This is a genomic window from Nocardia sp. NPDC051750 (assembly GCF_044453135.1).
Taxonomy (GTDB): domain Bacteria; phylum Actinomycetota; class Actinomycetes; order Mycobacteriales; family Mycobacteriaceae; genus Nocardia.
This window is the reverse complement of the sequence record NZ_JBITCK010000008.1, coordinates 497426-509846: the sequence shown is the minus strand read 5'-3', so window position 1 is coordinate 509846 and position 12421 is coordinate 497426. Positions and strand designations below refer to the sequence as shown.

General features: G+C 67.5%; 11 protein-coding genes. 4 read left to right on the top strand and 7 right to left on the bottom strand.

The genetic code is table 11. From position 1 onward, the window contains the following. Positions 1 to 187 precede the first annotated feature (187 nt). From ACIA75_RS33430 to ACIA75_RS33410, 5 genes are all read right to left on the bottom strand, one after another. Complete coding sequence (locus tag ACIA75_RS33430) at positions 188 to 973, bottom strand: IclR family transcriptional regulator (protein WP_397111045.1); 786 nt, start codon at positions 971 to 973, stop codon at positions 188 to 190. Positions 974 to 1055: 82 nt separating this feature from the next. Further along, positions 1056 to 1556 carry an Ig-like domain-containing protein gene (locus ACIA75_RS33425; protein WP_397111044.1) on the bottom strand — a complete coding sequence of 167 codons (501 nt, stop codon included), beginning with the start codon at positions 1554 to 1556 and terminating at the stop codon, positions 1056 to 1058. A gap of 67 nt (positions 1557 to 1623) precedes the next feature. Beyond that, complete coding sequence (locus ACIA75_RS33420) at positions 1624 to 2451, bottom strand: mycofactocin-coupled SDR family oxidoreductase (protein ID WP_397111043.1); 828 nt, start codon at positions 2449 to 2451, stop codon at positions 1624 to 1626. 82 nt (positions 2452 to 2533) lie between these two features. After that, positions 2534 to 3997: an MDR family MFS transporter gene (locus tag ACIA75_RS33415; RefSeq protein ID WP_397111042.1), complete on the bottom strand. Its 1464-nt coding sequence runs from the start codon at positions 3995 to 3997 to the stop codon at positions 2534 to 2536. 265 nt (positions 3998 to 4262) lie between these two features. Beyond that, positions 4263 to 5732 carry an FAD/NAD(P)-binding protein gene (locus tag ACIA75_RS33410; RefSeq protein WP_397111041.1) on the bottom strand — a complete coding sequence of 490 codons (1470 nt, stop codon included), beginning with the start codon at positions 5730 to 5732 and terminating at the stop codon, positions 4263 to 4265. Positions 5733 to 5884: 152 nt separating this feature from the next. Here ACIA75_RS33410 and ACIA75_RS33405 point away from each other — a divergent pair, with 152 nt between their 5' ends. Continuing rightward, on the top strand, positions 5885 to 7048 hold the full coding sequence (locus ACIA75_RS33405; RefSeq protein ID WP_397111040.1) for a LuxR C-terminal-related transcriptional regulator: 1164 nt from the start codon (positions 5885 to 5887) through the stop codon (positions 7046 to 7048). A gap of 41 nt (positions 7049 to 7089) precedes the next feature. Here the strand turns inward: ACIA75_RS33405 and trpB are convergent, their stop codons facing one another. Both trpB and ACIA75_RS33395 read right to left on the bottom strand, forming a co-directional pair. Beyond that, complete coding sequence (gene trpB / locus ACIA75_RS33400; RefSeq protein WP_397111039.1) at positions 7090 to 8331, bottom strand: tryptophan synthase subunit beta; 1242 nt, start codon at positions 8329 to 8331, stop codon at positions 7090 to 7092. 194 nt (positions 8332 to 8525) lie between these two features. Continuing rightward, entirely contained in the window at positions 8526 to 9101 is a 576-nt protein-coding gene (locus ACIA75_RS33395; RefSeq protein WP_397111038.1) for a MarR family winged helix-turn-helix transcriptional regulator, read from the bottom strand. Positions 9102 to 9305: 204 nt separating this feature from the next. On the opposite strand from ACIA75_RS33395, the gene ACIA75_RS33390 reads away from it, so the two are divergent. The 3 genes from ACIA75_RS33390 to ACIA75_RS33380 all read left to right on the top strand — a co-directional run bounded on the left by ACIA75_RS33390 (position 9306) and on the right by ACIA75_RS33380 (position 12387). Continuing rightward, the gene (locus ACIA75_RS33390; RefSeq protein WP_397111037.1) at positions 9306 to 10277 is read left to right on the top strand and encodes an aldo/keto reductase; all 972 of its coding nucleotides are present in this window, start codon (positions 9306 to 9308) and stop codon (positions 10275 to 10277) included. 122 nt (positions 10278 to 10399) lie between these two features. Next, entirely contained in the window at positions 10400 to 11491 is a 1092-nt protein-coding gene (locus ACIA75_RS33385; protein WP_397111036.1) for a Gfo/Idh/MocA family protein, read from the top strand. A gap of 173 nt (positions 11492 to 11664) precedes the next feature. Beyond that, complete coding sequence (locus tag ACIA75_RS33380) at positions 11665 to 12387, top strand: alpha/beta fold hydrolase (protein WP_167505457.1); 723 nt, start codon at positions 11665 to 11667, stop codon at positions 12385 to 12387. Positions 12388 to 12421 lie beyond the last annotated feature (34 nt).

Genomic DNA, 12421 nt, shown 5'->3' with positions numbered 1-12421 from the left:
GCGGCGAGCATATTGGAGGCGATGCGCTCCATAGATGCGCCGAGTAGCTCGGCGGCCTGTCCGGTACTCGCCGGGGTGGTCGCGGCATTGCCGTACCGGCGATTGCGCGGTGAATCGGCGGACTCGGGCCTGAGCAAGCCGGCCGTCCAGCGGGCAGAGCTGCGAGATCTCGCGGTCCACTCCGGGTTCAGGCCGGGATACGACCGCCGAGCGTGCGGGTCAGCTGTTCGGCATAGCCGACGAGCAGGTCCACCCACTCCTCACACCGTTCCCGCGGCATCCGGATCGTCGGACCGCTGATCGTCAGCGCCGCCGCCACATTCCCGGCCGCGTCGAAGATCGGCGCCGACAGCCCGGAGGCCGAATCCTCGCGCTCCCCGGCGCTGATCGCATATCCGTCGGCCTTCGCCTGCGCGATGAGTGAGCGCAGTTCCGCGGGGCTGGTCACGGTGATCTCGGTGAGCGGTTCCAGCGGCGCGGCCAGCACCTGTTCGGCGAGGTCCGGATTCCAGGCCAGCAGAATCCTGCCTGCCGAGCCGGCATACAGCGGAATGATCTTTCCGACGTACATATCCCGCCGCAGCGCATGCCGGGTCTCGGCTATGGCCACACAGACACGGAACCCGTGGTCGGCCCGGAACACACAGGCCGTCTCCCCGGTCTCGTCGCGGATTTCGCGCAGTACCGGGTCGACGATCGACAGCAGATCCAGGCCCTTCACGGCCGTCGCCGCCCAGTAGCTCATCCGCAGCCCGACCCGGATCTGATCACCCGCGCGATCCAGCAGCCCCTGCGCGACCATATTCGTCACCAGCCGCTGCACCGTGGAGGTCGGGAACCCGGTGGCCTGCTGGATCTCCCCCAGCGTCAAGGACGGCCGCGCCAGCGAGAAGGCATCGAGGATCTCGGTGATCTTCACCAGCACCAGCAGCGGTTGATGGTTCGCGGCCGCGGCACTGTCATCCCTGGACATACGCCGAATCTACGCCGCGCCCCGGAACCGGCGAGCGCGGGCCGCCGCGCCCCGGCGGCGGCCCGTGGCGGCTATCCCGCTGTCAGAGGCACAGTCCGCCGAGCTGGAGCCCCGGTCGTACGGTCACCTGCGTCCCGGCCGACACCGGCAAGAGATCGGGGAGGCCGTCGGAATAGGCCGCGCTCAGCCCGTTCGCGCCGACCGTGCTCGCCGTCCAGGTGAGACTCGCCATGCCGTACTGCACCGGCACCTTGCCGAGGAACACATCGCCGTTGTCCGGGACACGGTTGAAGAACTGGACCGTCCCGGTCTCCACCGGACTGCTGTCGGGCAGGGTCACGGTCGCTTCCAGCCGCACACCGCACCCGGTCGGCACCGTGTCCCCCGACGCCGTGGTCGGTTTACCGCTCACCGCGATATCGATTTTCGGCGCCACCGCCGCGTTCGCGGCCGGTGCGGACAGCAGCGGCAGCGCGAGCAATACCGCCGCACCGCACGCTGCCGCGGCGCTCCTCCGAAACTTCTTCGCCACCATGAACTTTCCGCCTCTCCAGAATCGGTCGAGCGAGTCCTGCGTAGTCATCCTCGCACCCACAGTGGCATAAGCCGGCCGAACCCGCACGCCGGGTGCAGATTCGGGCGCCGGGCGCCTACAGCACGTTCCCGGCGTCGATGACGTGGGTGGTGCCGGTGATGTATTTCGCGGCGTCGGACACCAGGAAGAACACGGTGTCCGTGATGTCCTCGGGTTCGAGCGCGATCACCGGCAACCGGTTCATCTTCCCGGCAACCGCTTCGAAATCGGCCCGTACCGGGTTCTCCAGGTCGGGGCGGAACAGCCGGTAGGTGGATTCGTTGTAGACCATATCGGTGCCGACCGTGCCCGGGTGGACGGTGTTGACCCGGATGCTGTGCGGCGCCAGTTCCTTGGCCAGCACCTTCATCAGAGCCACCAAACCGGCTTTCGCGGCGGAATAGTGCGCGATGTTCTCCATGGCGACCATCGCGGCCACCGAACTCGTGATGACCACCGAACCGCCGTGCCCGGATTCGATGATGTGCGGCACGGATGCCTTCAACGATTTCCAGACTCCGGTCAGGTTGATATCCATCATCTCCTGCCAGGTGTCCTCGCTCATGCCCAGTGTGGGGGCGGGCGTGGAGATCCCGGCATTGGCGACCACGATATCGAGTCGTCCGAGGGCTTTCACTCCGTCGTCGACGGCGGCGGTCAGCGCAGCCAGATCGCGAACATCGGCGTCCCGGGCGACGATCTTGCGACCTTCGGCTTCGACCAACCGAGCCGTTTCGGCCAAGTCCTCGGCGGTCGCCAACGGGTAGGGCACGCTCTTCGCGTCCGCGGTGGTGTCGACGGCGATGATGTCGGCACCTTCCCGGGCGAACCGCACCGCATGACTTCTCCCCTGGCCGCGACCGGCTCCGGTGATGAACGCGACCTTGCCGTCCAGTGTCCCCATGACCCATCTCCGTCACTGTCGATCCGGCTATCGCCGAAAGAATATGACACGCAGTGCCGAAAATGTGCCGGAACGGCGACGATCAGGCCTCGACCAATTCCGCCTCGGCCTTCTCGTCGATACCGTCGTCGTCGGGTGCGCTGGACCGGTTCGGCAGCAAGACCGCCATGACGATCACGACCAGCGACAGGGCCGCCGAGACCGCGAACGCCCACTGCATCCCGCCCAGCTGCGCCGACACCGGATCGGCGCCGCCGTCCTCCAGCGTGCCCGCCCGGGTCGCCATCACGGTCACCACCAGGGCGGTGCCCAGCGCGGCGGCGACCTGCTGCAGGGTGCCCAGCATCGAACTGCCGTGCGAGTAGAGGTCCTCCGGCAGCGCGCCCAGCGCGAGGGTGAACACCGGCGTGAAGGCCGCGGCCAGCCCGATCATGAGCAGGATGTGCAGTCCGAGCAGCTGCCAGTACGGGGTGCTGATCGAGATCTGGGTGAAGCCCGCGAGCGCCGCGGTGATCGCGATCGACCCCGGGATCACCAGGACGCGGCCGCCGAAACGGTCGAACATCCGGCCGATCACCGGTCCGAGCAGGCCCATAGCCAGCCCGCCCGGCATCACCAGCAGACCGGTGAGCAGCGGCGACAGGTCGCGCAGATTCTGCAGGTACAGCGGCAGCAGCATCATCGAACCGAGCATCGCCAGGAACGCCACCGCCATGAGAACCAGTCCCTTGGCATAGGTGGCCGCCCGCAGAACCCGCAGATCCAGCAGCGGTGTCCCGTGGCGCTGCAACCACAGCTGCCGGGCCACGAACAAACCGATGAGGACGATCCCGGCCACGGTGATCAGCACCGGGGTCGTGACACTGCCCGCCTCGAACTGGCTGAGCCCGTAGACCAGGCTGCCGAAACCGAGTGCCGCGAAGACGACGCTGAACCAGTCGATCGAGCCGGCTTCCGGTTCACCGACGTTCTCCAGACTGCGCAGGCCGAACCAGGTGACCACCCCCGCGATCGGTAGCACCAGCACGAACAGCCACCGCCACGACGCGACCTGCAGCACCAGACCCGAGATGACCGGTCCCATCGCCGGCGCCACCGAAATCGCGAGGGTGACATTGCCCATGACCCGGCCACGATCACGTTCGTGCACCACCGTCATCAAGGTGGTCATCAGCAGCGGCATCATCACCGCCGTACCGCCCGCCTGCACGATCCGCCCGACAAGCAGCACCGCGAACGACGGCGCGACCGCGGACAGCGCCGTCCCGGCGAGGAAGATTCCCATGGCGAGCGCGTAGGCCCGCCGCGTCGTGACCCGCTGCAGGAACCAGCCGGTCACCGGGATGACAGCGGCCATGGTCAGCATGAACGCCGTGGACACCCACTGCGCGGCCCGTTCGGTGACCTCGAGGTCGTTCATCAGCCGCGGAATCGCGTTGATCATGATGGTCTCGTTCAAGATCACCACGAACGTCGCGATCACCAGCAGCCGGATCACCGCCGGGGTGCCTCCGCCCGCCCGGCGAACAGACTTCAGTGCGGGCATCGGCTACCTCCGGGGTCGGGAACGAACTGGTACGCGGCCCCGGGCGGTCGTCGTCGACCGGGCCCGGGCCACATATGAGAGCAGACGGAGGCGACCCGTCCGGCTCATCGGTGACGCGCCAGTCTTTCCTACGGCTACTCCTGGGATCAATCGATTTTCGCGCCGCGCTATTCCCGGACGCCGGCGAAAAGTGGCCGTAAGCCGCCGAAACCGGCGATTCCGTGCCCCGGTCTCACATACCGGACCGTTTCCGCTGTGATCGACGTCATGCCGGCAGGCGGGTGAGGCGGCCGGGCGTGGCGAGTCGTTCACCGCCACGCAGCGCCCGGGCGGTAACGGCCGCGCGGCCCGCGATCCCGGGGATGCCGGTGGTCATGAACGAACCGCCGCCCGAGAGGTCCCCCACGATGTGCACCCGAGGGTCGGCGGGAGTGATCCCGCCCTCCGGATGACGCGTGGCGAGGCCGGTGTCCACCAGGGAATCGACCAGCCCGCGCGCCGCGGCCGGAACCGCCTGCGGTGCCGGGTTCACCGCGTTGATCACGGTATCCGCCGTACCGGTGCCGGTGGCGTCGTGAACCCGGAAGCCTCCGGACACCGGCTCGACGGCCCGCACGCCGCGAGCGAGCCTGAGACAACCGGTATCCAGCATGTCCAGGACGGTCAGCGCATTGACCGGGACCATCGGCGAAGCGACGGCGTTCACCGTGCGGAAGTACCTCCGCAACCGGGCTCGATCGGTCTCCCGCAGGAGCGGCCACACGGAGGCGCCCAACTGGTGCGCCGACTCCCGGAGCAACCGCCGGCCGATCCCGGGATCGTCGATCGCGCCGATGTGCCGCCGCAGCCGGGCCACCGGATCCTCGCTCGTATCCAGGATCTCCGCCGCGAAGTCGTCGAAACTCTCCCCGGCGCCGGTGATTTCCGCGCGTACCAGGTCTACGAGGTCGTCGACCGTGACAAATCCTTGTTCCCGGTAGAGGCCCGTGATCCGCTCGCCGGTCAGGTGCCGGGAGACTCGCGGGTTCGGGCGCTGCCAGACGTGCGGCAGCATTCCGCTGCGGGAGTGCAGGGTGATCCGGCCGGAATGCCCCCGGGCGGCCAGCGATACGACGATATCGACGGCCACCAGTCCACTGCCGACGACCGATACCGCACTTTCGGGCGCGATCTCGTCGAGGGTGCGGGCCAACGGGTATGGGTCGTGGATATATCCCGGTAGGCCGCTCAGACCGTACGGATCCGGAGATGTCCCGCCGCCTGCACACAGTGCCAGACGACTCGCCCGATGCTGCTGCCCGTCGCCTGTCGTGAGTACGAACCCGTCTCCTGCGGTAACGATATTCGTCACCGGGCCGCGGACAACGCCGCAACTCCACCCCCGTTCGCGCAATGCTGCCAGGGCCCCTTCCGCGGAGTCCACCAGGTACTCGCCGTAGAGTCCACGCGGCACCAGGGGTTCCCCGAGTCGCTGGTCGAGGTGGCCGGTGCTGCGCTCGCCGAGCCAGCCGCTGTAGTGGCCGAAGTCCCCGCTCCGGATCGACATCAGCCGGGGTATCGAATTCACCAGCACCGAGTCCAGGTCCGCCGCGTAGGGCCGGCCGCGCCACAGCTGCGGCGACGGCTCGAAAACAGTCACCGACCCCGGGCGGTCCGCGAATTCGTCCGCCGATACTGCCAGTGCGTCCAGCAGGGCAACCGCCGCCGAACCACCACCCACAATTGCGATATCCATATTTCCCTCTCCGTTCGTCTGCCATCGACATTCGCGGACGCAACGACCGGGAACCATCCCGCGTGAGTGGGTGCGTGATCAGGACCGAATCCCCCGGATGAGGGGTTGGCGCCGGGCCGCCTCGCGGGCACGCTGGAACGCGGAGGCAACCTATGAACCAGGCACACGTATCCGTACTGTCCGCCGCCGACCGAGCCGTCGACAGCATCGACCTGTTCGGCCGGATCTCAGCGGGAATCCGCCGGCTCGTACCGTTCGATTCGGCGGTGTGGACCGCGGCCGATCCGGAGACCGGTCTGATCACGGCGCCGATGCTGGTGGAGAATCTCGGCTCCGGTGAGGGATGTGCCGACTATTGGGCGAGCGAACTCCTCGAGGAGAACGTCGTACCTTTCCGCGAATTGACACGCGCACCCGTCCCGGCGGCCGGGCTACGTGCGGCCACCGGCGATCTCCCGGCGCGCAGCGCGCGCTTCCGGCGGCTGTTCGCCGGCCACGGTATCCATGATGAACTGCGTGTGGCACTCCGGATCGGCGACCGGCCGTGGGGTCTGGTCAGCTTGTTCCGCGGCACCGCCGACTTCGCTGCGGACGAGGTGGCCCTGCTCGCCGAACTCTCGCAACCCCTGGCTGCGCGACTGCGTGGTTTCGCCAGGCCGGCCCCCGCGCCGACGCAGACGGATTCGCCCGCCCCCGGCCTGATCCTGTTCGACGAGTCGGGCGCTGCGCTGTCGATCAACGAGGAAGCCCGGCAACACCTCGCATCGCTACCGGCGGGCCCATCCGTTCCGTCGAAGCTCGGGCTGGGATTTCCGATCTGGGTTGTCGGCGCGGTCCTGCAGGCGCGGGCGCTGGCCGCCGGCCTCGACCACGGTAACGCCCGGTTGCGCATCCGGAACACCGAGGGCCGCTGGCTGTCCTGCCACGCCTCGAGCCTCAGCGGCGGCGACTCGGGTCCCGGCCCGGTCGCCCTGATCATCGAACCCGCCACACCCGCCGACCTGGCGGCGCTGATCGCCGAAGCACACGGCCTGAGCTCCCGGGAACTCCAGGTCACCCAGCTCATCGCGCGGGGCCTGACCACCGCCGAAATCGCCGGCACGCTCTTCCTCTCCCCGCATACGGTCCGCGACCACATCAAGGCGGTGTTCGCGAAGGTCGAGGTCTCCAGTCGTGGCGAACTGGTCGCCCGATTGTTCACCGAGCACTACTGGCCGGCCCTACCGGAGCCGGTACGCGTCTCCGATCCCGGCAGCCCACCCGCACATGCCAGAATCGCCCGTACCGGGGAGGGCACCGCGCACACTCCCGCCTGACCCCGGCGCGATATCCACGCAGGGTATACGGCACAGCGCGATCAGCCGAGCCCCAACCGCTGCGCGGCGACCTCCAGATCCTTGTCCCCGCGGCCCGACAGGCACAGCAGCACTACGGAATCGTGCGGTAGCTCGCCTCGCTCGGCCACATCCAGGAGGTAGCCCACCGCATGGGCGGATTCGAGGGCGGCGATGATCCCCTCACTGTGACTGAGTATCTGCAGTCCACGCAGGGCCAGCGCGTCGGTCGCGGCGGCGTACTGCACGCGGCCGGTCTCCTTCAGATAGCTGAGTTCGGGCCCGACTCCCGGATAGTCCAGGCCCGCGGCCACGCTGTGGGTGACCGCGATCTGCCCGTCGTCGTCCTGCAGCAGATAGCTGAAGCTACCGTCCATCTCCCCCGGCGACCCCGCGCTCAGCGACGCCGCGTGCGCCCCGGTGCCGATCCCGTGCCCCGCCGCTTCCACACCGACCAGTCGCACCTGCGGGTCGGCGGCAAACGGGTGGAACGTGCCGACGGCGTTACTTCCCCCGCCCACGCACGCGAGAACGTAATCGGGCAGCCGCCCCTCCGCGGCCAGGATCTGCGCCCGCGCCTCGACCCCGATGATGGTCTGGAAATCCCGCACGATCCGCGGATAGGGAGCGGGCCCGGCGGCCGTGCCGAAAAGATAATGGGTGCTGTCCACATGCGCGACCCAGTCGCGAACGGATTCGCTGATCGCCTCTTTGAGCCGCCGGCTCCCCGTTTCCGCCGCCCGCACATCGGCACCGAGCAGCCGCATCCGCACAACATTGTGCCGCTGCCGTTCCATATCGTCGGCGCCCATATAGATGGTGCACGCCATATCGAGCATCGCGCACACCGTCGCCACCGCGACCCCGTGCTGCCCCGCACCGGTTTCGGCGACGATGCGACGCTTACCCATCCGCTTGGCCAGCAGCCCCTGCCCGAGCGCATTGTTGATCTTGTGCGACCCGGTGTGCGCCGTATCCTCGCGCTTGAGATAAACCTTCACCCCCGGCACCCCGAGCCGCGCCGCGAACCGCGGCACCTGGTGCAGCAGGGTCGGCCGCCCGACCCGGGCACGCATCAGTTCGGCCAGCTCATCGACGAATCCGGCGTCGGCACGAGCCTGTTCGTAGGCGCTGCCCAGTTCGATCAACGCGGCCATGAGTCCCTCGGGAACATATCTACCGCCGAATCGTCCGAACCGTCCTCGTCCATCGGGCAGATCCTCATGGCGATACGAACTCTGATCCACGCCGTGACCGACGACCATCCAGCACCCGCACTCTCTCGTTCCCGTTACGAGAGAGATTCTCTGCCGCCGGCGCAAGCGCCGGGTCTCTTCCCGGCAACGGATTAGTTAACAGTACTGAAGCTATTGGCCGTGCCGATTCCCGTTGCCGGGAAGGGAAGCAGGAAATAATTCAGGGCCACAGCACGCGGAGCTGCCGCAGACGCTGCGTCGAGTTATTCGCGCTCGAGGGCGGCGGCGACCGCGGTGCCGATGCGGCACAGTGCCGCCAGATCGTGCGGCTCGAGCTGGTCGATCAGGTATTCGCGGACCGCGGCGACATGACCCGGAGCCGCCGCCACAACCGCTGTGTAACCGGCCTCGGTGAGCACTGCAACGGTGCGTCTGCCGGAGCCGGGAACGCGGGCTCGGGTGAGCAGTTCGCGCTTCTCCAGCCGCGCAGCCACATGCGACAACCGCGACAACGATGCCGCGGTCCGCGCGGCCAGGTCGCTCATCTGCAGCGTGCGAGCAGGCTGTTCGGACAGGACCGACAGCACCATGTACTCGAAGAAGGTCAGCTCGGCCTCGCGTTGCATCCTCGCGTCGAGGGCAGCCGGCAAGCTGATCATGAGCGCGGAGTTGGCCAGCCACGCCGCCCGCTCATCGTGGTTCAGCCATTGCGTTCCGGCATGCGGTTCAGTGGGTTCGCCTGCGCCGGAATCTTCTTCAGCCGCCGTTTCCGCGGTCGCCGGAGCGTTCCGCGGCCGCCGGCCCCGTTGCCCTTTCGTGCCAGCTGCCGTACTCGCCATGAGGCCACCCTAGCCGAACTTCTTGACAGGTCAAGTTCCAAGGTGTAGTTCTTGATGCATCAAGTTCTTCGCGCTGCCGGTTGATCACGTAACCGTCGGCGGCGCTGTGTGTCACCGGAGCCGTTACGCGTCTGTCGGCGGCGCCGAGACCGGTTTCGCATCGACATGCGGAACCTGCGAGCAGATCCAGGAAGGGACAACCCGATGCAGTTCACATCGCTGGGCGGGATGGAGGTCTCGCGCATCGGCCTCGGGACCATGGGAATGTCGGCGTTCTACACCGGCGCCGGCCGGAACGAGGCCGAGTCGATTCGTACCATTCAGCGCGCCGTGGATCTCGGTGTCACACATCTGGACACCGCCGAGGTCTACGGGCCCTACATCAACGAGGAATTGGTGGGTCGCGCCGTCAAGGGCCGCCGGGACAACGTCGTTCTCGCGACCAAGTTCGGCCTGATCTCGCACACCGGCCGTCCGGGCCCGGACAGCACTCCGGCAAGCATCCGCGCAGCTGTCGACGGGTCGCTGCGCAGGCTCGGAACCGACTACATCGACCTGTACTACCAGCACCGGGTCGACCCCGGCACTCCCATCGAGGAGACAGTGGGAGCGTTGAGCGAGTTGGTAGCCGCGGGCAAGGTGCGCCACATCGGGCTCTCCGAGGCCGCCGCGGCGACGATCCGCCGGGCCCATGCGGTTCATCCAGTGACAGCCGTCCAATCCGAGTACTCGCTGTGGACCCGGGACCCCGAGACCGAAGTGCTACCCACGTTGCGTGAGCTCGGGATCGGTTTGGTCCCCTACTCGCCCCTGGGGCACGGCTTCCTGACCGGTCGCATCCGCTCCCTCGATGGCCTCGACGTCGCCGACTGGCGTCGCACCAATCCCCGCTTCACCGGCGGAAACCTCACGCGCAACCTGCGTATCGCCGACGAGGTACGCGAAGTCGCCGACGATATCGATGCCACACCTGCGCAGGTCGCTCTGGCCTGGTTACTCGCACAGGGCGACGGCATCGCACCTATCCCGGGCACCAAGCGAGTCGACCGGCTCGAAGAAAACAGCGCCGCCGACGGTATCCGGCTCACTGCCGATCAGACCGCCCGGCTGAACAACCTGCCACCTGCGTCCGGTGACCGCCATGCGGAGCCCGACATGGCCGCCATCGACCGTTGAAAAACGTGCGGTGCGGGGTCGCCGCGCAGGATCTGCCGGTATAGCGCTCACGGCCCAGGTAGTCAGCAGCGCGCTGGCAGGTCGCCCCAGATTTTGTCTATGGATGAATGGAGCTCTACATCATGGCAAGCAATGTGATTCGTGTCGGCATCATCGGTGCGGACACGAAGGCGAGCTGGGCGGGGGCATCGCATATCCCCGCGCTGGCGGCCCAGCCGGCGTTCGAACTTGCGGCCGTGGCGACACGGCATGCGGAGAGCGCTCGCAGCGCTGCGGAGGCGTTCGGCGCCCGACGTTGGTACGCCGATCCGTTCGAGCTCATCGGCGATCCGTCGATCGACCTCGTCACCGTGGCGGTCAAGGTGCCGGCTCACCGCAAGCTCGTGCTGGCGGCGCTCACAGCGAACAAGGCCGTGTATTCGGAGTCGCCACTGGGCTCGACCGTCGCGCAGGCGGAAGAAATGGCCGAGGCGGCAGGCTCGCTGCACACCGCGATCGGCCTGCAGGGCCGACTCAACCCCTCGGTACGCCGCGCGGCGGAGATCATCGCTGAGGGCCGGCTCGGGCGGCTGCTCTCGGCGCGAGTCGCCGCGACGACCTTTGGCAACGGCCCGGAGTCGGTGAGCGCGTACGAGTACTTCGACAAGGCAGCGTCCGGCGCCGGCTTCCTCACCATTGCCGCGGGCCACGTCCTGGATGTGGTCGAGGCCGTTCTCGGCGACATCACCGAGATCGACGCCCGCACCGAACTCCTTTGGCCCCAGGTGAAGTTGGTCGACACCGGCGCGATATCTGTCCGCGAGGTCCCGGATCACCTCGACGCCATCGCCAAGACCTCCTCGGGGGCGCCGGTCGGGGTGCAGATCCTGGCGGGCGTGCCCGCCTCCGACGCCCACTTCAGTCTGGAAGTACGCGGATCGGAGGGCTGGCTGAAGCTGACGGGCGACCACCCCGCGGGCGTTCAGGTCGGCGACCTCACCCTCTCGTCGAGCGTCGACTTCACCACGCCCGACCGCCCGGTCGCCACCGGTGCGGGACCCACCGCCGCCAACATCTGGACGGGCGCTTCCATCAACGTCGGCGAGGTCTACGCCGGCCTGGCCCGCGACATCACAAACGGCACCCACCACACCCCGGGTTTCCAGCACGCCGCCCACAACAGCCGTCTCATCGCCCGAGTCGAACAAGCCGCCCGGACCGGCGTCCGGCACTGACGCCACCGCACCTCGCGGCACCGTGCATTACTGCCGTGACGGATACGGCGACCGATCCGCGGGCACGGGCGGCCGACATAGGTTCGGACCCGCTGAAGGGCAAAGTCATCCTCCTTCCCTGACTCGGCCGACCGGCCATTCGACCACGACAACAATCAATTGGAGAATCCGAAATGCCTGCAGTCCTCGTCCATGGTGTACCTGATACCCACCGGCTTTGGGACACCGTCCGTTCCTATCTTCAACGCGAAGATATTGTGACGATCGATCTCCCCGGGTTCGGCGTACCCCTACCAGCGGGATTCACGTCGACGAAAGAAGAGTATCTCGATTGGCTTATCAAGAAGATCGAAGAAATCGGCGAACCCGTCGACCTGGTCGGTCATGATTGGGGGTCTCTGCTGACGGGCCGTCTCGCGTCTATCCGACCAGATCTGGTGCGGACATGGACAGGCATCAGCGGGCCGATCGATCCGGAGTATCCGTGGCACTATCTTGCCAAGATCTGGCAAACGCCAGGCGAGGGCGAGCAATGGATGGCGGACCTCGACCTCGAGGCGTTCGCAGCAAGCCTCAACGAGGCGCAGATGCCGCGCGACGCGGCAAACGAATCGGTCCGGCATCTCGATGCCACTATGAGGGCAAGCATTCTCGCCCTTTACCGTTCGGCGATCGAGGTCGGGGCGGAGTGGAAGCCAGGTTTGAGCAACGTGACCGCGCCGGCGCTAGTGATCTGGGGCCTGGACGATCCGTTTCTTCCGCACCGCTTCGCCGACGAGCTCGGTAATGCCACACGCGCACGTGCCGTCTTCAAGCTGCGCAGCTCGCACTGGCCGATGATAGAGCGTCCGGCCGATGTCGCGCGCGAACTCGAGGCCCATTGGGCTCACGTGTAAAACCTGCGCTTGGGTCACTCGGGCTCAAACCCCG

Excerpts from the sequence above, each read along its gene's own strand:
- ACIA75_RS33430 (WP_397111045.1), bottom strand. The coding sequence starts at position 973 with ATGTCCAGGGATGACAGTGCCGCGGCCGCGAACCATCAACCGCTGCTG.
- ACIA75_RS33425 (WP_397111044.1), bottom strand. The coding sequence starts at position 1,556 with ATGACTACGCAGGACTCGCTCGACCGATTCTGGAGAGGCGGAAAGTTC.
- ACIA75_RS33420 (WP_397111043.1), bottom strand. The coding sequence starts at position 2,451 with ATGGGGACACTGGACGGCAAGGTCGCGTTCATCACCGGAGCCGGTCGC.
- ACIA75_RS33415 (WP_397111042.1), bottom strand. The coding sequence starts at position 3,997 with ATGCCCGCACTGAAGTCTGTTCGCCGGGCGGGCGGAGGCACCCCGGCG.
- ACIA75_RS33410 (WP_397111041.1), bottom strand. The coding sequence starts at position 5,732 with ATGGATATCGCAATTGTGGGTGGTGGTTCGGCGGCGGTTGCCCTGCTG.
- ACIA75_RS33405 (WP_397111040.1), top strand. The coding sequence starts at position 5,885 with ATGAACCAGGCACACGTATCCGTACTGTCCGCCGCCGACCGAGCCGTC.
- trpB (WP_397111039.1), bottom strand. The coding sequence starts at position 8,331 with ATGGTCGTCGGTCACGGCGTGGATCAGAGTTCGTATCGCCATGAGGAT.
- ACIA75_RS33395 (WP_397111038.1), bottom strand. The coding sequence starts at position 9,101 with ATGGCGAGTACGGCAGCTGGCACGAAAGGGCAACGGGGCCGGCGGCCG.
- ACIA75_RS33390 (WP_397111037.1), top strand. The coding sequence starts at position 9,306 with ATGCAGTTCACATCGCTGGGCGGGATGGAGGTCTCGCGCATCGGCCTC.
- ACIA75_RS33385 (WP_397111036.1), top strand. The coding sequence starts at position 10,400 with ATGGCAAGCAATGTGATTCGTGTCGGCATCATCGGTGCGGACACGAAG.
- ACIA75_RS33380 (WP_167505457.1), top strand. The coding sequence starts at position 11,665 with ATGCCTGCAGTCCTCGTCCATGGTGTACCTGATACCCACCGGCTTTGG.